Annotated in this window: 20 protein-coding genes; 9 read left to right on the top strand and 11 right to left on the bottom strand. The window is 62.1% G+C overall.

Annotation, left to right across the window (positions count from 1 at the left end; genetic code table 11):
* Positions 1-181: 181 nt before the first annotated feature.
* Positions 182-403 carry a hypothetical protein gene (locus GRI89_RS15320; RefSeq protein WP_159797503.1) on the bottom strand — a complete coding sequence of 74 codons (222 nt, stop codon included), beginning with the start codon at positions 401-403 and terminating at the stop codon, positions 182-184.
* A gap of 336 nt (positions 404-739) precedes the next feature.
* On the opposite strand from GRI89_RS15320, the gene GRI89_RS15315 reads away from it, so the two are divergent.
* Positions 740-1,006, top strand: a complete 267-nt coding sequence (locus GRI89_RS15315) for a DUF6437 family protein (RefSeq protein WP_159797501.1) — start codon at positions 740-742, stop codon at positions 1,004-1,006.
* A 66-nt stretch (positions 1,007-1,072) separates the two neighbouring features.
* Here the strand turns inward: GRI89_RS15315 and GRI89_RS15310 are convergent, their stop codons facing one another.
* Both GRI89_RS15310 and GRI89_RS15305 read right to left on the bottom strand, forming a co-directional pair.
* On the bottom strand, positions 1,073-1,471 hold the full coding sequence (locus tag GRI89_RS15310) for a single-stranded DNA-binding protein (protein WP_159797499.1): 399 nt from the start codon (positions 1,469-1,471) through the stop codon (positions 1,073-1,075).
* Positions 1,472-1,738: 267 nt separating this feature from the next.
* Positions 1,739-2,008, bottom strand: coding sequence for a hypothetical protein (locus GRI89_RS15305; protein WP_159797497.1), 270 nt, complete (start codon positions 2,006-2,008; stop codon positions 1,739-1,741).
* Between the two features lie 150 nt (positions 2,009-2,158).
* Here GRI89_RS15305 and GRI89_RS15300 point away from each other — a divergent pair, with 150 nt between their 5' ends.
* The gene (locus GRI89_RS15300) at positions 2,159-2,371 is read left to right on the top strand and encodes a DUF3892 domain-containing protein (RefSeq protein ID WP_159797495.1); all 213 of its coding nucleotides are present in this window, start codon (positions 2,159-2,161) and stop codon (positions 2,369-2,371) included.
* 6 nt (positions 2,372-2,377) lie between these two features.
* Here GRI89_RS15300 and GRI89_RS15295 read toward each other — a convergent pair whose 3' ends face one another.
* From GRI89_RS15295 to GRI89_RS15285, 3 genes are all read right to left on the bottom strand, one after another.
* A complete protein-coding gene (locus GRI89_RS15295; protein WP_159797493.1) occupies positions 2,378-3,316 on the bottom strand; it encodes a DUF2493 domain-containing protein in 939 nt (312 codons plus the stop codon).
* Positions 3,317-3,535: 219 nt separating this feature from the next.
* On the bottom strand, positions 3,536-3,976 hold the full coding sequence (locus tag GRI89_RS15290) for a hypothetical protein (protein WP_159797491.1): 441 nt from the start codon (positions 3,974-3,976) through the stop codon (positions 3,536-3,538).
* Between the two features lie 11 nt (positions 3,977-3,987).
* Entirely contained in the window at positions 3,988-4,917 is a 930-nt protein-coding gene (locus GRI89_RS15285; protein ID WP_159797489.1) for an ArdC family protein, read from the bottom strand.
* Between the two features lie 372 nt (positions 4,918-5,289).
* Here GRI89_RS15285 and GRI89_RS15280 point away from each other — a divergent pair, with 372 nt between their 5' ends.
* Complete coding sequence (locus tag GRI89_RS15280) at positions 5,290-7,467, top strand: TonB-dependent receptor (protein ID WP_159797487.1); 2,178 nt, start codon at positions 5,290-5,292, stop codon at positions 7,465-7,467.
* Between the two features lie 9 nt (positions 7,468-7,476).
* Positions 7,477-8,922: a PepSY domain-containing protein gene (locus GRI89_RS15275; protein WP_328598297.1), complete on the top strand. Its 1,446-nt coding sequence runs from the start codon at positions 7,477-7,479 to the stop codon at positions 8,920-8,922.
* A 180-nt stretch (positions 8,923-9,102) separates the two neighbouring features.
* Here GRI89_RS15275 and GRI89_RS15270 read toward each other — a convergent pair whose 3' ends face one another.
* From GRI89_RS15270 to GRI89_RS15260, 3 genes are all read right to left on the bottom strand, one after another.
* Positions 9,103-11,094, bottom strand: coding sequence for a ParB/RepB/Spo0J family partition protein (locus tag GRI89_RS15270; protein WP_159797485.1), 1,992 nt, complete (start codon positions 11,092-11,094; stop codon positions 9,103-9,105).
* Positions 11,095-11,198: 104 nt separating this feature from the next.
* On the bottom strand, positions 11,199-15,446 hold the full coding sequence (locus GRI89_RS15265) for a strawberry notch family protein (RefSeq protein WP_159797483.1): 4,248 nt from the start codon (positions 15,444-15,446) through the stop codon (positions 11,199-11,201).
* Positions 15,447-15,521: 75 nt separating this feature from the next.
* A complete protein-coding gene (locus GRI89_RS15260; RefSeq protein WP_456236780.1) occupies positions 15,522-16,154 on the bottom strand; it encodes a DUF7146 domain-containing protein in 633 nt (210 codons plus the stop codon).
* Between the two features lie 401 nt (positions 16,155-16,555).
* On the opposite strand from GRI89_RS15260, the gene GRI89_RS15255 reads away from it, so the two are divergent.
* Positions 16,556-17,125 carry a lytic transglycosylase domain-containing protein gene (locus GRI89_RS15255; RefSeq protein WP_235913442.1) on the top strand — a complete coding sequence of 190 codons (570 nt, stop codon included), beginning with the start codon at positions 16,556-16,558 and terminating at the stop codon, positions 17,123-17,125.
* Between the two features lie 200 nt (positions 17,126-17,325).
* Here the strand turns inward: GRI89_RS15255 and GRI89_RS15250 are convergent, their stop codons facing one another.
* Positions 17,326-18,495 carry a tyrosine-type recombinase/integrase gene (locus tag GRI89_RS15250; protein ID WP_159797481.1) on the bottom strand — a complete coding sequence of 390 codons (1,170 nt, stop codon included), beginning with the start codon at positions 18,493-18,495 and terminating at the stop codon, positions 17,326-17,328.
* A gap of 374 nt (positions 18,496-18,869) precedes the next feature.
* Between GRI89_RS15250 and serS the strand changes: the two genes are divergently transcribed.
* Genes serS through GRI89_RS15230 form a run of 4 tightly spaced genes read left to right on the top strand, consistent with a single transcriptional unit; the run spans position 18,870 to position 22,748 of the window.
* Positions 18,870-20,147 (top strand): serine--tRNA ligase, encoded by a 1,278-nt coding sequence (gene serS / locus GRI89_RS15245; protein ID WP_159797479.1) that lies wholly within the window; start codon positions 18,870-18,872, stop codon positions 20,145-20,147.
* The gene (gene surE / locus GRI89_RS15240; protein WP_159797477.1) at positions 20,147-20,902 is read left to right on the top strand and encodes a 5'/3'-nucleotidase SurE; all 756 of its coding nucleotides are present in this window, start codon (positions 20,147-20,149) and stop codon (positions 20,900-20,902) included. Before serS ends, surE begins: the two co-directional genes overlap by 1 nt.
* Complete coding sequence (locus GRI89_RS15235; RefSeq protein WP_159797475.1) at positions 20,899-21,675, top strand: LysM peptidoglycan-binding domain-containing protein; 777 nt, start codon at positions 20,899-20,901, stop codon at positions 21,673-21,675. The genes surE and GRI89_RS15235 overlap by 4 nt, the downstream gene beginning before the upstream one ends.
* The gene (locus GRI89_RS15230) at positions 21,675-22,748 is read left to right on the top strand and encodes a potassium channel family protein (protein ID WP_159797472.1); all 1,074 of its coding nucleotides are present in this window, start codon (positions 21,675-21,677) and stop codon (positions 22,746-22,748) included. The genes GRI89_RS15235 and GRI89_RS15230 overlap by 1 nt, the downstream gene beginning before the upstream one ends.
* Here GRI89_RS15230 and GRI89_RS15225 read toward each other — a convergent pair.
* On the bottom strand, positions 22,745-23,155 hold the full coding sequence (locus GRI89_RS15225) for a DUF1761 domain-containing protein (protein ID WP_159797470.1): 411 nt from the start codon (positions 23,153-23,155) through the stop codon (positions 22,745-22,747). The genes GRI89_RS15230 and GRI89_RS15225 overlap by 4 nt on opposite strands.
* Between the last annotated feature and the right edge of the window lie 71 nt (positions 23,156-23,226).

Below are 23,226 nucleotides of genomic sequence, written 5' to 3'. Positions count from 1 at the left end.
TCCGGTGCGCAAGTGCGTGCGGGGCCCAGAAACAAATCAGGTCGCGCCCTCAGGAGCGCATCGCAAGATGCGCGGGACAGAGCGCGTCCACAGCCCCGCTCAATATCTCGCACCGTCTCCAACGCAGGCGAGCATGAAGAAAAGGGCGGGAACCGTTATCAGCCCCGCCCTCTTCGGCGCTTTAATATTCGTCAAGCAGTCCCCCGTGGACCGTGTGCACCACCCGGCGTGCCAGGTGTGCCGGCAGCGCGTTGTAGTCACCCTCGTCGAGTGCGAAGTAACCCAGATCATCGTCCTCGATAACGTGCTGGTCGAAGAAGCTGTGCAGTGCCCGCCGTTCGGCGGTGGCAAGTGCCTCGAAGTAGCTGTTCGAATTGGTCTGAACCGTTGCAAGTGTAGCCATGATATCCTCCTGATTTTGTCGGGAAGCCGACAGGAGGTTGGCGGACGGGGATGCGGCCGCCGGGTCACAGGATCGCCCGCATGGGCGACCGCGCCAGCGGCGGTGGGGGTAACGGTTTTGTCGGACCGTAGCGCCAGCGAAGGGGAGGCAAAATCGTGGGGCCCCGCCGTCCTTGACGCGGTGGTTGCATTCCCGTCAGCATGGGAGTTCCGTGAGCCAGGACCCTCTCACCTTTCCGCTTGGCGCGAGGTCAGATTTCGTTTTCCTACATGCCTGGATCCGGGGCAGGGTGCGTGCGGGCTGCCGCCACAAGGGGAAACATGAAAGGACCCCCATATGCCATCGCAACGAAGCGCGATTGCCGCATTGAAGAAACTGGAAGCCGACCGGGAAGCACTCGACCAGCGTCAGCGCGAACTGGAAGAGAAGGCTGCAATTGAACTGGGCCAGATGCTGCTCGGCACAGGTATCGAGACCTTCTCGAAGAAGGGCATCAGGAAGACCGGTGAACTGCTCGGCAAGCTCGGCGAAGAAGAGTGCCTGCGGCGGCTGGAAGCAGCCCGCCCTGCTCCCGCTCGCGAACCACAGGTATCGTCCGGTTAGAACAGTAGGAGGGGCGCTGTCCGTTCTGGACAGCGCCCCTCTGGGCCGGATCGATGATGGTGGATATCAGTCGATCTCGGGAGCGTCGGTGTTGTCGTTCTCGTCACCCGAGCCGTTGCCGCGGGCGAGGAAGTCGACCTTGTCCGCGAGGATCTCGGTGCCGTAGCGCGTGACCCCGTCCTTGTCCTCCCACTGGGTGTAGTGGATGCGGCCCTGCACGCTGACCAGCTGGCCCTTGGAGCAGTACTGGCCGACGGTCTTGGCGAGGCCGTTGAAGCAGGTCACCCGGTGGAACTCGCTTTCCTTGGCAGTGTAGCCGTTCTCGTCCTTGTAGGTCTTGCCGTCCTTGTCGCGGGCGGGGCGATCGGTGACGACGGTGATCCCGGTGACGTTGGTGCCGCCCTTGGTCTCGCGGGTATCGGGATCGCGAGCGATGCGGCCGGTGAGGATTGCGATATTGGTCATGATGAAAGTTCCTTCAGTTCCTCAAACCGGAGACCATCTCCGGCTTGCGAACATCCAGAAGAAGCAGGGCATGGGAGGACTGCACCGCAGGAGCAAAGCTCCAAGGGAAACCTGTTCATGACGGGCGGTGCGGGCAGGCAGCGCAGCTGCCAACACGGCCGGAAAGGAACGGGTTGACGTCCTCAGCTGACCTGATTCAGGACTGTTCGCGAAGAAAGCCGGATGGGTATCGGGTGCGGGCCTGAAGGTGCCAAGACCTTGCTGCAATCAGCCTGCCCCATCACCCTCCGATACTGCCAGGATATCCATGAAGTTGCGGGCCGCGTCCCGGTCTTCCTCGTTCTCGAACGCCACATCGAGATCGGGGGCGGACCCGAACATGTGCAGAAACGACCACAGTGCAAAGCGCTTGCCCCGGTCCTCCTCGAGGCCGAGATCGACCCGGCAGTGCTCGATGCCGGCTGACAACGTATCGGGGGCAACCCCGGAGAGGTCGGTGGTGGCAAAGTAGCGCTGCAGCAGATCGTCAAGTTGCATTCCCACAAGATAGTACGGCGACGTGCAAATGCACATGTGCTTGAGGAGCAACACACAATCTCTTCAACAATTCAGGGAATTGATCCTTTTCCAACGAGACCCATCTTGAAGAATACACCCTCAAGGGTGGGCCGCTGAAGGAAGATTGGGATGACAAAAATCAAGGGAAAGAACGACGGTCCGGGAGGCCGGAACGAGCACTATGATGTCGGTTCGCGTAAGAATGTGCCACGCCGAAATATCGTCGCCGAAATCAAGCGTGGCGAGCACCCCGGCGCTCATGTCGTAAAGGTCAACGGCAGGGAATATGCCCGCGACAATCCCGACCCGTCCAAGAGCGACAACGTCAATCGCGGCAAGTAAGGAGCGTTAGCCGCCCCTTGGTGAGCTCCCCAAGGGGCCGCGACGATCGACCACGGTGATCCGACGCGCCTTGGCATCGATCACAAGCCGTTCAGTTACGCCATTGCCCGGGAAGGCGACAACGTATCGCGGATTGAGCGAGAGCATTTGCTCGTTGCGCTTGAACCCGGCGCGGGCACCAAGACGACGATCGAGAGAATAAGTCAGCTGCTGCACTTCGCGGCGCTCGGCCCAACTCGCTGCCAGACGATCGGCACCCTTGCCGTCGCCGCCATGGGCCAAGAAGAGATCGGGAACCGCATCGCGAACCTTGTCCAGCGTCGCCCAGATATTGTCTGCGTAACGCTTCGCATCCTCGGCGCTCTCGAAGCTCTGGCGCCCACCTGCAAAGACGACCGGAGTTCCTTCCGGGATCAGGGCGTGACGCCGGTTCTCGGCGCGTGCGCGGAGGAAGTCGCGGGCATCGATCACAGCCGAGGTAAGGTGGCGCGAATGGCTCGTGCGCGAGCCGGAAACGGGCTTCCACGAGGAACCGGTCTCGTCGCGGTACAGTGCTGCCGCCGCCTCACGCATCTGCTCGAAGGCCAGCATGCTGGCTTCGGCACCCTGCGCGCGTTCGACCTGCTCTTCGAGATTGCTCGAATGCACTTCGGAGCCATCGGCTGATGCGAGGAGGGCCCGGATCTCGTCGCTGGCCCTATCAAGTTGAGCCGACTTGCGGCTAGCTGCGCGGTGGAACAGATTGACCATGCCCCAGGCAATATCCTCGGCATCGGCTTCCAGGGCCGTGTCGGAAAACATCGCGAAGAGGTCGGACCATACGGCGCCAAGCGTCTGTTCGATCGCATCCTCGCAGGGAAAATCTGTTTCGTTGAAGGGAGCTGGCCTGATGCTGAGGCCTGAGAGGTCGAGGCCGCTCAACTGGTCGATGAAGCTGTCGTACATGGGGTGTCTCCTGATCGCGAGGACAAGGAGAGGAGGCACCATTGCCTCGGCCCTGTCCGCCGGAGCCCGATCAGGGCCGGGGAAAGGGGCGTGACGCACCGCGTAGCGGGAAACCTGCGGCCCTAGGCTGGCGCGGGCAACACGGGCCGACGGGCCGCAGGTTGCGGGTCGACCTGACCGGCCCAAAGGCCTCTCCCGGCGGACTGGGATGAGGCAGGATCAGGATCCGGTGGCACAAGCGGATCGGGAGCGCTCGAAGATCGCTTCGCCGTTCGAGAACCGCCCGACCAGGCGCAGCTCACCGAACAGGTCGATGAACCGTCCCGACACCTGGCCGAGCCAGTGCCGCGCCCTCGCCGTTCGTGGGTTGTAGAAGTCGGCCTCCCAGTACCGCGCATCGTCGCGTTCGGCGAGCCAGATCGCGGCAAGGCCGCAGTAGGTCGATATGCCGCAATCGGCGAAGGCGTTGCGCAGGAGGATACGATCTTCGCGGCCGCGCCATCCTTCGAAGCGCTCGAAGGAAGGAAAGGCCGCCTTCGCAGTAACGATGACCTCGTCGACGAGGCATTCGTAGGCCCAGTCGACATCGTCGTCTTCGCCGTTATCAAGCAGGCGAAAGGCTACTACGGAGCCGATCGGATAACTGACAGGACGTCCCATCTCACTGCTCCTCAAGCTGCATCAGCGAGATCGATGTCGGGCTCGCTTTCGCAGGATTGGTGACCCCCAAGTTCGAGCAACAGGCTGGCCGCTTTCTCGGCCTTGGCCGCAGCGGTCAGGATCGCGCGCTCGTCCGATTTGAGGATCTTGAGCCAGGACGCGATGTAGCTGGCGTGATGGTCGAGGTGGGTGACCGGAAGACCCAGTTCTGCCCCAAGAATGGCTGAGGACAGTTCGGCGATCAGTTCTTCGGCGGCATAAGCGTCGCTTCCGAAGCGGTTCTTGAGATCGCGGTCGAGCCGCGAAGAATGCCCGGTCCAGTGCGACAGCTCGTGTGCGAGTGTCGCGTAATAGTGGTCATAGGCTTCGAAGAGTTCAGCTGGCGGCATGGTGACCCGGTCTCGCAGCGGCTCGTAATAGGCCTGCGCGCCATGGTGGCGAAGGTCTGCGCCAATATGGGCAAAGAAGGCATCGAGCCGGTCTTCGCGTCCTTCGGGCTCAAGTGCGGCAACCAGCGGCTTGGGATGGTAAAATTCAGGGAGGCCATCGCACTGGTCAGCGTTGAACACGGCATAGGCCTTGAGCACGCGCCGGTTCTCGGTGTCAGCTTCGCCTTGGGCGTTCTCGACCTCCTTGGTGTAGCTCTTGTAGAAGATCGCGATGGTCGATTTTTCGCCTTTGCGGACCTGCCCCCCGAACGCCTGACACTGACGATAGGTCATCCAGTAAGGAGAGGCGTAGCCACAGCCATCGGCCACCATCCAAAGCCAGAAGGTGTTCATGCCGCGATAGGGCGTTCCGCAGGAGCGCAGGGGCCGTGAAACCGGCACACCGCGCCACGGCTTGACCCAGGGCTTGGTGCCTTGCTCGAGCTTTTCGATGATGGCAGCGGTGATGCGCTGGGCAGGCGAAGTTGAAGCAGTGCGGCGGGATCTGGTCATGGGAGTTCTCCTGATCGCCGGGACGGACATGCCCCGGCTCAGGAAGAGCAAAGCTCCCTCCTCTCTCGTGTAATGATAGCGGCGACGCGCCTCTATTGCGGTCGCTCACGTCAGCTAGGCTTAACGTCTTTAACTGGGAGGAAAGCAGACGTTTGCAGATGTCCCAATTACGTTAGTCCTCGTGAAGCAGCTGAGGCACCCGGTCGTCATCATAACCCGCCGGGAGAGGAGTCATGAAAGCGATGTAACGGCCTGTTACAGACCGGTTACGGTAATTTACCTTACAATGGCGTGCGCGGTCCGTATTGAGCGCCGGCAATGTTGGGCCGGACAAATCGGCCTGTTTGCTCAAAGGCTGGCCTACCGATGTATATGAAACGCGTATCCTTGTGTTCAACCTCTCTGATTGTTCTGGCGATGGCACTGCCATCCGTGGCTTTTGCGCAGGAGAGTGATGAAGAAAACCGGATTATCGTTACCGGCGAGCGCGAGCAGGCGCTGACCCAGGAAAGCCCAACTGGCAGCAGGCTGGACATGTCAATTCTCGAAACTCCAGCCACCGTCAACGTGGTTACTGGTGACGACATTCGCGCGCGAGGCGATTTGGCGATTGTCGATGCCGTGTCTCGCGCTCCAGGTGTGACCAATTCGGGCAACCCTGGCAATGCCGGGCTAACGTTCGCTGTGCGCGGATTCAGCGGCCAGGGTTCGGTCCTGCAGCTCTATGATGGCGTACGCCTCTTCCCCAATAATGGCTCGATCTCCTTTCCCTCCGACCCCTGGAATGTCGAACGGATCGAAGTCTTGAGCGGACCAGCATCGGTACTCTTTGGTCAGGGCGCGCTTGGCGGTGTCGTGAACGTCATTCCCAGGGGCCCGAATTCCGAAGCATTCGAACTGGATGCTGAGGTCGGCTACGGATCGCAAAACACCTGGCATGCAGCTGCGGGTGTTGGCGGACCATTGAGCGACATGTTCGCTTTCCGCGCCGATGTTTCCTATCGCGAATCCGACGGTTTTGTTGATCGTGGGGAAAGCGAAAATCTCGCGATATCGGGTGCCCTGGAGTTTGCCCCGACTGACGACTTCACCCTCACGCTGCGCAATGATTTTGGCAACAACAAGCCGACCAGATATTTCGGAACACCGCTGATCGATGGCGAACTCGACAAATCAATCCGCCACGAGAATTACAACGTCGGCGATTCCACCATGCGCTATCGCGACAACAGAACTGCCCTCACTATGGATTGGCAGGTGAGCGACAAGGTCAGCCTTGCCAACACCGCCTACTACCTCACCTCCAACCGTATCTGGCGCAATCTGGAAACCTATTGCTGGATCGCCGATGACGGCAATTGCCCCAATGGTGTTGGTTTTGGCACGCCGGGCAACATCTATCGTGCCGACAATTACGGCATCATTCACGACGTCGATCAGTATGGCAGCCAGGGCTACGTCACAATCGCGAGCGACCTGGCAGACATCGCCAGCAATGACTTGCTCATCGGCTACGACGTCAACTACTTCAAACTGAACTATTCCCACCAGTTCGCATCGGACTATCAGGAAGACGAGGTGGCGATCACCGGGTTTGATCCGGGCCAGTTCCTCGACACCGTCGGCCTGATCCCGCGCTATCATACCGATACCAGGACCTGGGCAATCTACGCCGAGGATCGCATTGCGATTACCGAACAGATTTCGTTCGTCGCAGGCATCCGGCATGAAGAAAACAAGGTCGGACGCTGGAACTGGGTCTACGATGCAACCGGAACCACCATCGTCGGCGATACGCCTGCACTTAACGGCGGGACGGCAGCCTACAAGAAGCTCTCCAGCACGACATGGCGCGTAGGCGCGGTCTACCAGCCTTCCGAGAACCTCTCGCTCTATGCGCAATATTCGACCGCGGTCGATCCACTCGGCACATTGACCACCTTTTCGGGTTCGTCCAGCCAGTTCCAACTCACCTATGCCGATGGCTACCAGTATGAGGCGGGCGTGAAGGGTCTGTTCCTTGACGGCAATGGCAGCTTCACCCTCGCAGCTTACAGGCTGGTGAAGCAGAACCTCTTTACCCAGACCGTGCCGGGTGGTGCGATCGACCAGGTCGGGCAACGGTCTTCACAAGGAATTGAAGCGAGCGTCGATGTGCAATTGCCTGCGGGCTTTGGCATTTCGGCCAATGGCACAATCCTCGATGCGAACTTTGACGAGTTTGCCGGGTTCGAAGGCAACACTCCCGCTGGCGTGCCTGAAGCATCCGCGAACCTCGAACTGCGCTGGGCGAGCGGGGATCGTCTCTCGACGCACGCAAACCTTCGCTATGTCGGGCGTCGCTTCACTGACAACGGCAACAATTTCCGTGTCCCCGCCTTCACAGTCGTAGATTTGGGCGCATCCTATGCGCTGACGCCCAGTCTGGCGCTCAGTGTAAACCTGCAAAACGTGCTCAATAAGGATTACGCATTCACCACCTATGGCAACGAGCAATGGATTCTGGGCCGACCACGTTCAGTGGACGTCGCTTTGCGTGCCAGCTTCTGATCGCCAAACGTGAACTGGCGGACAATCAAGTACTGGCTCTATTTCGTCCATCGCTGGATAGGGATCGCGACCTGTCTGTTGTTCGTGCTGTGGTTCGTATCCGGGTTGGTCATGCTTTACGTGCCGTTTCCTTCGCTCGATGCGGAGGAGCAGCTCGAAGGGCTGCCACCAATTGGATTGGAGCAAGTCGAGTACGGTCCCTATTCCTCAGAAGGCGCAACTTCCGATCTGCGTGAGATCAAACTGGAAATGCGTGGCGATCGGCCCATCTGGAGGCTCTCGCCATGGGATGGCGTGCCCTCTTCCATTTGGGCAGATACCGGTGAGATTGCCGCGGGTGCGGGTAAGGAAGAGGCGCGCGAGATCGCTGAAGGATTTGGCCAAGCCAATGTCTCCGACATTCGCCTCATCCATAACGACCAATGGAGCGTCCCGGGCGGATATGATGCCCACCGTCCGCTCTGGAAGGCGGAACTGGCGGGCGACGCAGGTCAGGTGCTCTACATATCGTCCACCGATGGATCGGTCGTGCTCGACACCGATGCACGTGAGCGTTTCTGGAACTGGCTCGGATCGATCCCGCACTGGCTCTACCCCAGAGCCCTGCGCGAAGACCAGCCGCTCTGGCGACAGGTCGTCATGTGGGTGTCCGGCCCCTGCATCATAGTAGCCTTTACGGGCATCTGGATCGGCCTGACGCGTGTACGGATGGGCAGGAGACGTTTCAGCGGCGGCAAGATGACGCCCTATCGCGGATGGATGAAATGGCACCACGTGTCCGGCCTGTTAGGCAGCGCTTTCCTACTGCTTTGGATATTCTCGGGATGGCTGTCGGTGGACCCATGGCGGCTGTTTGCCAGCGAAGGCGTGTCTCCCGAAGCGGTCCGTGCCTATAGCGGGGCTGAGCAACTGCCCAATCCTGACTTGGCTGCTCTGAAACCACTTGCGGGCAGCGCTCGCAGGGTGATTGTCACCTCGGCTGCGGGGCAAGCGCTGCTTCGCATCCAGCAGCCAGGAATAAGCGATCTTGTTTTGGATGCGTCCTCATTCAAGCCACTAGATTTGAATTATCAGCAGCTACACCAGGCTGCGTCAAAGTTGGTGCCGGGATCGCAGATTCTATCCGCAGAGACTCTGATTGAGCCCGACGCATACTGGTATGCGGTGGATGGCAATGTGCAGTTACCTGTTCTGCGGTTCCGCTTCGACGATCCAGACGAGAACTGGGTGCATATTGCGCACGAAACCGGCGAACTGCTCTCGCAATCCGATTCTCGCCGTCGGACCTATCGTTGGCTTTTTGACCTCTTCCACCGTTGGGATTTGAACCTCTTGCTAAGCACATCGCCCGCGCGAGAGCTTCTTATCTGGCTGATGTCCCTCTTCGGGCTGATCAGCTCTGTGACCGCAGTCTACATCGGCTGGAAACGCCTAAGGCGACCGAGCGGAGCTTGAGCACGGAAGTAAAGTGACTCCTTTATCGCCCTGATCCAACGTCCGCTTTTGGGTCTCAGGCGGACATTCGCAATTGAGGATTGGAAGGTCCGTTTACGAACCAAGACTTGAAATAGAAAAGGCGGCCCGTCCCGATTGGGACGGACCGCCCGCCGAGTGACCTGGACCTGTCAGGAGGGGTCAGGCAGCCTGCTCGGCAATCTCATCGGTCACCTCGTCGCTGACCGTTTCGTCGGCTTCGTCATCAATCGACGCAGCTTCCTCGAGATCGGCTGGAACGCCCTCATCAGTGAACCGCATGATCGAAGGAACCCATGCCTGCGCCCGTTCCTTGACCTCGGCCTCGCCGATGAAGTTGCCCGAGAAAATGCGCTCGGCAGCGCTCGCCAGTTCGGCCTTCTTCGAGGCAGCATAGCGACTGACCAATTCCGGACCGCCGGCGGCATCGAGTGCTTCGAGCGTGCGGGCCTTGGCCACGCGGTCGAAGTAGTTGGCTGCCGTGGGACGCCACCAATGCGCGGTCTCGATTTCGAGCAGTGAGCCTAGCGCCTCGTGCAGCGGCACCGAGCGCTCGCCTTCGCAGGCAAGACTGGCAATTAAAGTGCGCGAAACGACATGGCCAAGCCAGGCTGAACGTGCCTCGTCGGAAAGCGCCCGGAACCTTGCGAACCGCTCGACATCGCTCTCGCCCAAGCGCCAGCTTTCATCGAGCGATCCTGCGAACTCGGCCAGGGCAGCACTTGCCGGAGCATCCTTGGCCTCAAATCCGGCAACCGGGCCGGATGCGATCGAGCCGACAAGTGTCGATGCTTTCTTGGCGCGCCAGTCGTGTCCATCGGCATCGGCGAGTGTGAAGACCATGAAGTCGAGCGCCAAAGCCGGATCGTTGGCGAGATGGATCGCCAGGATATCGCGGCGCTGCATCGCGAGTTCGTCGAGGAGGCGCTGGGAGAGCGAGCTCCCCTTTGCCTTCGTCGCTCCGCTCTCTTCAATGGCCTCGACCACGCCTTCATCAGCGATGACTTCGGTCTCGATATAGAACTGCGGGACCAAGGTCGGTTCGCCATTGCGCGAAAGGACGAGGAAGGCACCGGCCTCGGCTTTCAGCTCGTCGGCAAGCACGGGGGGACGATCATTGAGCGCGCGCATGGCGCGGTCGATCACCACCAGTTCCTTCTCGGCCTTGGCGACCTCATCTTCGTCGCTGTCTTCATCTTCGAGCACAGCGGCGACGCGGTCATAGTCGGCCTCGAGCTCGCCGAGTTCCTGCACTTCCTGTTCGGTCATTGGCGCAGGCTCGCAGGGCAAGCGACCGAGACCTTCAACAAGGTCATGGCTGACGTAGTTGCCAAGGGTCGGACGAACCCAGGCAAGGCCATATTCAAGCGCGGTCTTTTCTGCTGCCTCTTCCATGGCCTTGTGCGCGAGGTCCTCAAGCAGCGCGACATCGATCCAGCTCTCGCTGGCATCATCGTCGAACAGTTCGCGCTCGATCCGGCCACCTGCGGCGAGGTAGGCGTCGCGTCCGACGAGGACAGCTCGCGGATCGGAACCGCGCACCGTGGCGTCGAGCACCATGCGGCGGATCGTGTCGGGCGTGATCTGGTACCAGGCGTCTTGCAACTCTGCATAGACATGCGCCTGGCGCTCCACGTCGGAAATCGCGCCGTAGGCCTTGGCCATGTCGAGCGTGATCGTGCCTTCGGCGAGCGCTTCGAAGACGCAGGGTGCGAGACTTGCCAAACGCAAACGCCCTTCGACGAACCGGACGGTGAGGCCGAAGCGACGCGCCACGTCTTCAGGGGTAACTCCCGCCTCGATGATGGAAGCGAAGGCCTGCGCCTCGTCGGCCGGATTCATTGCGAGACGCTGGAAGTTCTCGGCAAGGCTGGCTTCGCGCACTTCGCTTTCCTCGCCTTCAATGACGAGACAGGTGACCTCGTGGTTTGCGGGCAAGGTGCTTTCTTCTGCCAGTGCCTGCAGCGCGGCGAGCCGGCGACCGCCGGCCTCGACTTCGAACTTGCCGCGCTTTCCTTTGCGCACGACAAGGTTCTGCAGCAGGCCGCGCGCAGCAATGTCTGCCCGCAGCTGGAGGTCGGCCAGCACGTCGCTCGACTTGCGAACGTTGCGCGGGCTCGGGACGAGCTTCTTCAAGGGAATCGACTGGATCATGGGTGTTCTCCTGATGGAATGAAGGCGCAGGTGAGGATCACGAGGCCCACAAGCCCAAAGGGCTCCCTCCACTCTCATTCTGAGATTGGGGTCAGTCTGAGAGATCAGGCGGCAAGCGCGGGGAGGACCGACGAGGCTCTCGACACCGGGACGAACAGGCGCGTGCGATAGCGGATGATCTCGGTGAAGCAGCCCTTGTTCTTGTACCAGTCGAGCCGATCAGGCGAGAACCCGGTCAGTTCAAGGCGCTGTTCGCCGCCGACCAGCGAGCGCTTCACGGTGAGTGGATCGTGGCTAGCGAGGCCCAGCGGCTTGCCACTGACTAGGACGAGGTCGCCGATCTGCTCCGGTGATGGTCCGGTAACTCCGGAGAGGCCAAAGGTATCGGCGATTGCAGCGAGATCGATATCGAGCACCTCGCGGCCGATGATCGACTGGCCGTCATCGGCAACGAGCCGGGTGACGCGGACATGATCGCCGGGCAGGCGCTTCCAGACCGGAAGCAGCAGCCCGGTGGCGAGATGGACGCGCTCAGTTACCGGTGACTTGGCCGCCTCTTCTTCCTCGGTCCGCCATGCGCTGGTGAACGCAGCAACGCCAATTTCTTCCCAGTGGCTTTCACCGAGTGCCTCAAGCGTCCAGTTCGCGGACTTGAGCGGTCGCAGCAGGCGGCGGCGTTCGATCACGGCCCCGTCGTCGGCGATGAGGCGCCGGGCAGGAACCGACAGCGCAACCTTGCCCGAGCGCGCATTGCGCATCGGTATCGCGTGCGGGCTGCCAATCTCGTGCATCCGCACCAGGCGTTGCAAGCTTAGAGGCCGAAGGTGCCTCGACACTTCGAGCGAGACTAGCCGGGTCTCCGCTCCGGTTACGGGGTCGGTGCGCAGGAGTTCATCTGCAAGGACCGTGAAGTGATCGACCTTGACGGTCTCCAGTCCCTGGTCGAGCGTTCCGGCTTCACGCGCAGCTTCGATCCGCGCTTCGACGAGGTCGAGATATTCATCGAAGATTGCGTTCTGGAGCGCGATCGGCAGCGCAAGAATGCGGTTCAGCCAGCGCTGGATGGTGGGGAGATTGTCGGTCAGCCCGCCATCAGGATTTTCAAGCCGGAGGCCGGTGCGCTCGACAAAATTACCGAAGGTCGTGGCTTCGAGCTTGCCGTCATAGAGCAGCTGGAACCAGCGGCTGAGCGCGTCGCGCGCATAGTCGCTTTCGAGATTGTCGGCCGGGTCGAACAGGTTCTGTCCGCCGGTCTGGCGCTGGCCGCGCGTCAGCGCGCCCAAAGCGTCGAGCCTTCGCGCAATAGTCGAGATGAACCGGCGCTCGCCCTTCACGTCGGTGGTTACCGGCCGGAAGAGCGGGGCCGAGGCCTGATTGGTGCGGTTCGTGCGACCAAGACCCTGGATGGCGTTGTCGGCGCGCCATCCCGGTTCAAGCAGGAAGTGAACCCGGCGCTGCTGGTTCCTGGCGCCCGAGTCGGCATGATAGGAACGCCCCGTCCCGCCCGCATCCGAGAAGACGAGGATGCGTTTGCTCCCTTCCATGAAGCTTTGCGCTTCGGCGACATTGGCGCTCGGGGTTCGCCGTTCGAGGCGTTGCTGACCATCGCGGCCCGATACCAGCCTGCGGGTCCGGCCAGTGACCTCGGCCACGGACTCGGTTCCGAAGTGCTCGATGATCGCGTCAAGCGCAGTGGCGATGGGCGGCAGTGCGCAGAGCTGCTCGATCAACGCGTCACGCGCGGCAATGGCGCGCGGGCAGAAAACCGGATTGCCCTCCTCGTCGCTCATCGCCTCGGAGCGAAGATTGCCATCCTCGTCTGCGAAGACCTGCATCAATCGCACCGGAAAGCTCTTGGCGAGGTAGTCGATGACGTATTCACGCGGGGACAGATCGATATCGAGCGCTTCGCGTTCCTCATCGGATAGGTCGGCAAGGCGCCGGTCGAGCATGGCCTCGGCGGTCGAAACCAGCTGCACGACAACCGAATGGTTTTCGCCAAGAGCTGCTTCCATCGCGGGGATCAGGCTCGGCAATTTTATCGAAAGCAGGAGCTGGGCAAAGAAGCGCTGCTTGGTGCCTTCGAAGATCGACAGCGCCGCAGCCTTGGCGTTGCGGTTGAGCGTGTCGCCGCTGTCCTCGTCGACCACGCGGGTTGCTTCGAGCGCAGCTTCGAGGTTGCGGTGAATGATCGCCCAGGCATCGGCATAGGCATCGTAAATCCGAACCTGCGCTTCAGTCAGGCAGTGCTCGAGGATCTCGTATTCGACCCCGGCGAAGGACAGGGCACGGGCAAGGTAGAGTCCCTGGGCCTTGAGGTCGCGGGCGACGAGCTCCATCGCCGCGACGCCGCCAGCGCGGATCTCGGTCATGAACGCCTCGTGGGTCGGAAAGGCGGTCTCGGGTCCCCATAGGCCAAGCCGGGAAGTATAGCCGAGATTGGCGATGTCTGAGGCACCTGTGGCGGACGCGTAGAGTACGCGGGCGCGCGGGAGATGGTTCTGCAACCTGAGGCCCGCCATCCCTTGTTCGGAGCCCTTGACCTTGCCGCGGGTTGAAGAGCCCCCGAGCGCATTGGCCATTGCGTGGGCTTCGTCGAAAGCGATCACGCCATCGAAATCCTCGCCCGCCCAGGCAAGGATCTGGTCGAGCCGCGTATCCTCAGCGCGCCCCGAGCGCAGCGTTGGGTAGGTGACGAAGAGGATGCCTTCGGACATCGTTACAGGGTGGCCGAGTTTCCAGCGGGATAGTGGCTGGAGATCGAGCGGCAGCCCGCCAAGCGCCTCCCAGTCGCGGCGCGCATCTTCAAGCAGCGCCTCGTTCTTGGTGATCCACACATGGCGGCGCTCGCCTGCGAGCCAGCGGTCCATGATGACCGCCGCGATCTGCCGTCCCTTGCCCGCTCCGGTTCCGTCGCCAAGAAAAAAGCCTTGGCGGAATGCGTGCCCGTCTTCGGACAGTTCGAGCGAGGTGCCTTCCTGGCTGATCTTGAACTGACCCGGAAGATCGCGCGCAAATGCCTGGGCGGCGTAGACCAGTGTCTCGCATTGTGCTTCGGACAGCAGGCCATCGGCTTGCCAGCCTGCAGGGAGAAGCGGCCGCACTTCGGGCTGCGGTGCCGTGACCGAACCCATGGCAACCGATTCCACGAGCGGGGTGGGATGGACCGGCGCATCTTCGAAGGCGATGCGGCTGGGCCGGTAAGGCAGGTAGATGCCGGTCTGTTCGGGTACCGGCGCGGGGTCGGCGAGGACCGAATAGGCAAGGTCGATCGCATTCGCCCTAGCTGCTGGTGTCGCAGCGAATGGTGCTACCGGCCGGACTGGCGCGCGATGCGTTGAGGTCTTGCCCACAAGGCGCACAGGTTTGCCGACTGGAAGACGATGAATGTTGCCCGATGTCTGCGCACGGGGCTGAAGCGCAGTGATAAGCTCGTGGAGTCCGATCAGGTCGGCGGTATCTCCGGTGATCGCTGACTCAGGCGCTGTCGGCGTCTTGTCGAACACGACCAAGCGAACGGCGATCCCCGTCCCCGTCCTGCGAAACATCTGCTGCAGCCGGACATCGAGGAGCAGCGACGCTTCGTCCTGTGCCTTGGCGAACGTGGAAGCATTGAATCCTTCGGGCATGATGGCGACAATCCTCGCCACAGCGGCTGATGCCCGGTTTGCACTGCGCAGATGGCGCTGCGCCGTCTCGCCGTCGTTGCCGCGCTCCTGACTGCGGGCGAATGGCGGGTTCATCAACACGACCGACGGAACAGGGTCACGATGCAGGTCGGCGATCAGTTCCCCGTCATGCGCGGTGATCGCGGCCGAAGGGAAGATGTGGCTTAGGCCGTCTCGTCTTGCCGGATCGATCTCGTTGAGCAGCAGCGAAGCGTTCTGGACGCTGCCCCAAAGCGCAAGTGCGCCATTGCCTGCGGACGGTTCGAGTAGCGTGTCGTGCGAAGCGATAGCTGCGGCCTTTGCCATAAGCCAGGCCAGCATCGGCGGGGTCGAGAACTGCTGGAGCTGGATCTGCGCCTCGCTGCGCACGTGCCGGGTCGGCAAGGCTGCTTCGAGCCAGTCGAACCGCGCGTCGGCTTCGTGCACGCTTGTCGCCAAATCGATGCGTGAGGACTTCCGAAGCCAGAGTAGCGCGCCGATCTCGACCGCGTTGTTGTAGTCATCGATTGTCCAGGCGCTTCCCCAGTCCAGCACGCCGGTCTCATCGGCGAACAGCCCGGAAATGTCGGCACGGGAAAGATGACGTCCCGAAGCAAGAAGCGCGGCAATCCTGGCGCCGACAGCGTAAGCCAATGGCACTGACGACATTTGCTCGCCGGCGGGAAACAGGTCTGATTGAAACATGGCAATTCGTCCTCCTGATGAGGGCATCGGGACACGCCCTCTGCCGGATCAGGAATCCGAGAAGCCCTCTCTCCTTTACCGCGCCGCTTTGCGGCGCAGCCATGCCGTGAGTTCGTCGTTCCAATCGGTATCGCGGGAGGATGGCTTGCGGACCTGGATCGTCCGCCCATCGCGTGCATAAGCCGCCAGGCCACGCGACGCAGCCAGCTCGCCGCCAGCATCGTGATCGACGAAGAGATGAAGCTCGGTCACACTCTCGGGCACGCTGACGAGGCCGAAGCGTTCATTGCCCAAGGTCGCCCAGACGGGAATGCCGGTGAGAGCATAGGCCGACATCGCGCTCTCGATGCCCTCGGCGAGGCCGAGCGTGCCGGAAACCGGAGCGAAGAGACGAACAGCGGCTTCACCGAGCGCACCGAGCGCGCGCTTCGGCTTGTCGAAGCCAGCCTTGGCAATGTCCGAAAGGAACGTGCGATGGATGGCGATCGGCCCCTCGTCGAGGCTAACCGCCGCAATCATGGCTGGCAAGAAGCGGGTTCGTCCCTTCGGTCCAAGCGGCGTTCGTGGATGAAAGCGCAGCGCCGGAGATGCGGCGAGGATGCCACGGCCTTCAAGATATACCTTTGCCGGACTGGCACGCAGTGGCTGTGCATCGCGCCAGATGCGCAAGGCAGCGGCCGAAGGCTTCGCTACAGCACCAGTGTCCATCGTGGGCTCGATTGCACCTCCCGAGAACAAGGCGGACACCGGTACGCCTTCACGCGCTAGCGCTGCGAGCACGGACTCCTGATTGCATCCGGCAAAGCAATGAAGGAGGATCGCTCCTCGCCCAATCGATACACTGAGTGATGGCGTCCGGTCGTCATGTGCGGGGCAACGAGCCATGCCCTTCGTGCCCGACCATTTGCCGCCACGGCTTTCACAGATGCGTCTCGCCTTCTCGGCTAGCGGATGTCTGGTCGTAGAAACGGGCATAAGGGCTCCTTCGCAGGCTCGAGTCCCCCATGACCGCTATCCTCCCCTCTCACTGCTGGGTCGGACGATCTGTTTTCCTACATGTTCTATTTATGTTCTATTTCGATTCGCGACAAGCGACAGGAGTATGAAGGATGAGATTTGCATTGATGATCGGGGCGATTGTGAGCGTCGTCGGTCCCTTGACACCTTGCGCACAAGCGCAGGAGTTCGCACTGCTGGAACATCGCTACGAGCAGCCTGCACCCGCTGGTGATCATGGTCTCTGGACCAGTGACCAAGCGCCATCAAGGGTGCTGCTCCACGCATCCTATCGCGAAACACTTTACGAGCCGCTGATAAGGGAAGCAGAGGTTCGGTATCGCCTTCCGCCTGGACTGATGCAGGCACTGGTTTGGGCCGAGTCCCGTTTCAATCCGATGGCAATTAGCCCGGCTGGCGCCGCAGGACTTGCCCAGCTGATGCCGACAACGGCTCGTGAGCTTGGCGTCAGCAACCGGCATGATCCCGCTCAGAACATCGACGGTGGAGCACGCTATCTGCGCCAGATGCTGGACCGCTTCGGCCAGATTCATCTGGCACTCGCGGCTTACAATGCCGGTCCCGGTGCGGTCACCCGTGCGGGAGGCATCCCGAGAAATCGGGAAACACCCGGATATGTCAGGAGCGTTTTGCAGCGATGGATGACATACAGACCCTCATGAATACGAATCGGAAACGTGTCAGCGGACGGCTTGAACATCTGCCCAGAGGCTTTGTTCGTCACCGACGCCGGCGACCATTAGGTGCTGGAGGACATCGAGCCCGCGAACAACCATTTCGGCAACGAGGTGACAGTGGAAGGCGAGGGTATCATTCTCGATCGCTTGCGCGTCGATTGGCTAGGCGAGATCTCGAAACTAGCTCACAGCGCTAATTGAGCCAATGCATGCTCTGCATCGTTCCTCACCAAGTGACCATAGTGCTTTTCGATCATAGCGACACTCGTATCCGACAATTGCGCAACGGTAAGAATCGGCAGTCCGGCGCGCACCAAATCAGTTATTACGCTGTGGCGAAGAGTGTAAGCAGAAGTACCCTGCGGAAGACGGACAACCTTCACCGCGTCCTTGATCGGACCTTTCCATTTGTCCTTGGACCAAGGCACCCCATCAGCGCGCACGAACATCGACGCAGAGGGTAACTTGCTCTTGCACTGCTCTGCCAAAAATCCGGCGATGGTTTCAGGAACACTGATTTGTCGGGGAATGCCATTCTTGTCGGCACCAATCGTCAGCGTCCTAGTCCTCTTGTCAAAGTTGCTCACCTTCAGTGCTGCAAGAGCTCCGGGTCTCAGTGGCAATAGGCAAAGGCCGCGGACAAAGGGCTCGATATCCTCAGGAAGCGCGGCAAGAAGTTTCTTTCGCTCTGGTCGGTCCAGATAGACATCGCGCCGTCGGTCCGCTCCCTTTATCGGCTTCAAAGCTTCTTGCCATGCAGCGTCAGTATTCGGCGTGCCCGGAGAGAGGACACGCCAAAGCGCCGCGCGAAGTGGGACCATGTCACGATTAACTGTGGAGGCCGCTCTGGTCTTGAAGCGAGGCTCCCCATCCTTGCTTCGAGTGATGAGCGCAGGCGCATTTTCTAGCCGCTTTCTCCAGGCACGCAGATGATGCTTTCGGAGTTTGTCTAACTTAACCTTGGCAATTGCGTCATCGTATACATGACGGCGAAACACGCCTTCAGCGATTGGCCCAGGTTTGTCGCTGAGATAGGCCCGACAGGCATCTTCAACCGTATCCAGCTTCTCTGTTCGCAGCCCTCCCGCTTCTACCAACTCGGCGAATGCCTCCGCATCCCTCTTAGCTGTGGCGAACACATCATGTCCGGACAACGTCCCATAAGGTCCTAGGTTCTTGCGGCGGTACTTGCGCGCGTCTTCATCATAGGCGCGAGCGAACCATGACCCCTTTCCGCCCCTGCGGGACGGTCGATATCCAACATACCAACCAGCCTGGAGGCGCTGCCAATGAGGTTCCTTGTCGCTTCGCGGCTTCAGATTTTCGCGCTTACCAATCTTGCTTAGGTCCGGCATCTAGGCATCGCCTTTGTATGAAACGTATGAAACGAGTATGAAAAACTTGGGTGAACTGTCTGAGACGAGTTTAGACAAATGTATCTGTTTTTCAAGGCTTTTTATCGTCCCGGAAAATCCCAGACTGTCCGTAACCCCATCCTTCACACGGGTGGGGTCGCAGGTTCAATCCCTGCCGCGCCCACCAGTTTTCCGTGACTCAAGGGAGGCCGGGGGACTGTCTTGGCCGGAAAACTCCGAAGCGCCAGCGCGGGAGGAGACAAGCGCGGACAGCTTTGAGTCGAAACTCCCGAGCGAATGCGATGGGCGGGAAGCAGCACGCTCTCTCCACAGCCACTGGACAACCTCCCCGCCCTGCGTGATAGGCCGCGCCCATGCACGACCTGCGCTCCATTCGCGAAAACCCCGAAGGCTTCGACGCCGGCCTTGCCGCGCGCGGGGCCGAACCGGTCGCCGGCCGCATCCTCGAGATCGACGAGAAGCGCCGGGCCGTCACCACCCGCGGACAGGAGGCACAGGCGCGGCGCAACGATGCTTCGAAGGCCATCGGCGCAGCAATGGGCCGGGGCGAGATCGAGCTGGCCGAAGAGCTGAAGGCCGAAGTCGCCGAGATCAAGCACACCCTTCCCGCGCTGGAAGAGGAAGGCAAGGCGTTGGGCGAAGAGCTCGACGCGCTGCTCGCCGCGCTGCCCAACCTTCCCGCGTCCGATGTGCCCAAGGGCGCCGACGAGGCCGGGAACGTCGAAACGGCGCGCTGGGGCCAACAGCGCAACTTCGAGTTCGATCCCAAGGAGCACGCCGACCTCGGCCCGCCGCTCGGCCTCGAATTCGAAACCGCCGCGGAAATGTCCGGCGCACGCTTCGCCTTCCTGCGCGGCCAGATGGCGCGGCTCGAACGCGCGCTCGGCCAGTTCATGCTCGACCTGCAGACGGGCCAGCGTGGCTACACCGAATGCATCGTGCCGTTGCTGGTTCGCGAGGAAGCCCTTTACGGCACGGGCCAGTTGCCCAAGTTCGCCGAGGACAATTTCCGGACCACCGACGATCGCTGGCTCATCCCCACCGCCGAAGTGAGCCTGACCAACTCGGTTCGCGAGCAGATCCTCGACGATCTCTCCAACCCGATCCGCCTCACCGCCCTCACCCCATGCTTTCGCTCCGAAGCCGGTGCGGCGGGCAAGGACACGCGAGGCTACATTCGCCAGCACCAGTTCTACAAGGTCGAGCTGGTGGCGATCTGCCGCGACGAGGACCACGAAACGGAACACGAACACATGGTTCGGTCCGCGGAACAGGTGCTTGAAGCGCTTGATCTGCCCTATCGCCGCATGCTGCTGTGCACCGGCGACATGGGCTTCGGCGCACGCAAGACCTTCGACCTCGAGGTCTGGCTGCCGGGCCAGGGCGCCTACCGCGAGATCAGCTCGGTCTCGTGGTGCGGCGAGTTCCAGGCGCGGCGGATGAACGCCCGCTACCGCGGCGAAAACGGCAAACCCGCCTTCGTCCATACGCTCAACGGCTCGGGCCTCGCTGTCGGGCGCACACTGGTGGCGGTTCTCGAGAACTATCAACAGGCGGACGGATCGGTCCTCGTTCCCGAGGCGCTGAAGCCGTATATGGGCGGTATCGAAAGGCTGACACCGCAAGGCTGATGCGCATTCTGCTGACCAACGACGACGGCATCCACGCGCCGGGGCTGGCGCTGCTGGAGCGGATCGCCGCCGAGCTGTCCGACGACGTCTGGGTCTGCGCCCCGGCCGAAGAGCAATCGGGCGCCGGGCACTCGCTCACGCTGCACATGCCGGTGCGGCTCCAGCAGCATGGCGAGCGGCGCTTCGCGGTCACCGGCACGCCGACCGACGCAGTCAACCTCGCGCTGCGCAAGCTGTTCACCGACCGTCGCCCCGACCTGATCATCTCAGGGATAAACAACGGCGAGAACCTGGCCGACGACGTCACGTATTCGGGCACCATCTCGGCGGCTATGGAAGGTGCGCTGGCGGGCATGAAGGCCGTGGCGCTGAGCCAGGCGACGCGCGATGGCGGGCATGGCTTTGCAGCCGCCGAGGTATGGGCGGAGCGCGTGCTGCGCCCGCTGCTCGACCTGCCGCTAGCCCGCCGCACGCTCGTCAACGTCAACTTCCCGGCGGTCGCGGCCGACACCGTGCGCGGAATCCGCGTGGCACGGCAGGGCTTCCACGACTACGCCCGGGGTTCGCTGGTCGAAGGCACCGACCCGCGCGGGCGGCCCTATTTCTGGTTCGGCCTCGACGACGTCGAGCACACGCTCGACCACGGCACCGACCTTGAAGCGGTCGACGATGGCTTCATCGCCGTGACCCCGCTCCAGCTCGACCTGACGCACCACGCCTCGATCGGGCAACTGGCCGAGAGCTACGCGGCGTGATCCGAACGGCCGTCCTCCCTCTGGCGGCCCTCCTGCTTGTCGCGGCCAGCGACCCGGCGACCGAGACCGAGCACGTGGTCGAGGAAGGCGAGACGCTGAAGGGCATCGCCAACCGCGCCGGGGTGCCCGACAGCGTCATCGCCGAAGCCAACGGCATCGCCGCACCCTACGTCGTCAAGCTCGGCCAGAAGCTGGTCATCCCGCGCCAGCGCTCGCACGCGGTCAAGTCGGGAGAGACGCTCGGCGGGATCGCCCAAAGGTATTCCGTCCCGGCGAGCGACATAGCGCTGGCCAACGGGCTCGACTCCAAGGGAACGGTCAAGGTCGGGCAGAAACTGATAATCCCGGCGGTGCTGCCCGCGCGCGACCCGGTCGAGACCCCGGCCGAACCATATTTCAACCGCCCGCACGACGGGAAAGTCATCCTCGGCTGGAAGCGCCGGCCCGACGGCGGCGGCCATGCCGGGCTAGACGTTGCGGTGGGCACGGGCGACATGATCCGCGCTTCGGCGAGCGGCATCGTCATTTCCGTCGGCGACGACAAGGACCACTGGGGCAAGCTGGTGGTGATCGACCACGGTAACGGCTGGCAGAGCCTCTACGGCGAACTGGCGAGGGCCACGGTGGCGGTAGGCGATGCGGTCAAGACCGGCGAACGCGTCGGCATCGGCGGACGGGACGGCGAGGCGGCCGCGTCCGAATTCCACTTCGAGATCCGCCGGGGCGGGCAGCCGGTCGATCCGACCCCTCTGCTGCGCCTCGACAAACGCTGATGGCCGGGGAAACGGGCAGCGGAGACAGCGGCAGGCGCGCCCGCCTGACCCGGCAGTTCACGCCGCTTCGCCGCAAACTCAAGGTCCCGGTCTGGGCCGACATCGGCTTGCGCGTGGCGGCGGCATTCGCGCTGGTCATGTTCGTCGCGCTGATCCACTGGTTCGATCGCGAAGGGCTGGTCGACAACCACGACGGGCAGGTCAGCTTCCTCGACGTATTCTATTTCACGATGATCTCGATCACCACGACCGGATTCGGCGACATCGCCCCGGTTTCCGACCGCGCGCGCTTCATCGAGGCGGTCATCGTCACCCCGATCCGTTTCGCGGTGATCTTCATTTTCGTTGGCGCAGCCTACAACTTCGTCATCAAGCACAGTTGGGAGAAATGGCGCATGGCACGCATCCAGGCCAAGCTGGCCGACCATTACGTGGTCCTCGGCTACGGCATCTCGGGGTCCGAGGCGGTGGCCGAACTCATCGCCCGCGGCACCGCCCCCTCGAGGATCGTGGTGATGGACCCCGACAAGGAACGGCTCGAACAGGCCGAAGCGATCGGCTGCAACGTGATCGAGGGCGACGCGACCCGTGACGAGAGCCTAATTTCGGTCCGCATCGCCGAAGCGCGCGCGGTGCTCGTTTCCGCGGGACGCGACGACGCCTCGATCCTCATCGTCCTCACCGTGCGCCACCTCGCGCCCAACGTGCCGATCAGCGTCGTGGTGCGCGCGGCGGACAACGAACTGCTGGCCAAGCAGGCAGGGGCCGACAACGTCATCAACCCGGTGCGCTTCACTGGGCTGCTGCTCGCCGGGAGTGCGCAGGGTGCACACGTTGCCGACTATCTCACCGATCTCGCCTCGATCTCGGGCCGCGTGCACCTCGTCGAGCGACCGGTGCTGCCCGAGGAGATCGGCAAGTCGCTCGACCAGCTCGACACCGGCGGGCGCGGCCTAAGGGTCTATCGCAACGGCGGCATCACCGGCTTCTGGGAAGACGAGGCCGGCGCCTTGCAGGAAGGCGACGTAATCGTCGAAATCCGCCCGACGAGGCCGAGCGACATTGCCGCTTAGCTGAAGAGTACGAAGACTCCGCCCATCGCCGCCATGCCGACGATGAAGTAGCCGGCGTCGATCGCGAACAGCTTCCCGGGGCGCTGCTGGAACATGTAGTTGATGCCCAGCGCCGGGGCCATGATCGTCGCCCCGAAGCCGACTGCCATCATCATGATAACGTGCGGGCTCGTGGTCGTCCGGGCGATGAGGTGAGCCAGCATCACCGCGATCAGCAGCTCGAACAAGAAGGCCACGCCCATCACCACCGGCACCGGGTTGTTCGATACCGGGTGCGGCATCTTCTCGCCGTCGTAGCCGACGAGGTCCTTCCACGCCTTGCCGAACAGCGGCCCGTACCACAGCGCACCGATGACGAAGAACGCCACCGCACCGAGGAATACCGCCAGGATGTTTATCTCGCCCATTCCCTGTCTCCCTCAAGAGCCCTGCACTCCTATCTAGCCCAATTGCCGCGCCGGGTGTAGGGGCGCGCCCA

It is taken from the genome of Croceibacterium salegens, assembly GCF_009827435.1.
GTDB lineage: Bacteria > Pseudomonadota > Alphaproteobacteria > Sphingomonadales > Sphingomonadaceae > Croceibacterium_B > Croceibacterium_B salegens.
This window is presented reverse-complemented; position numbering and strand designations above follow the sequence as displayed.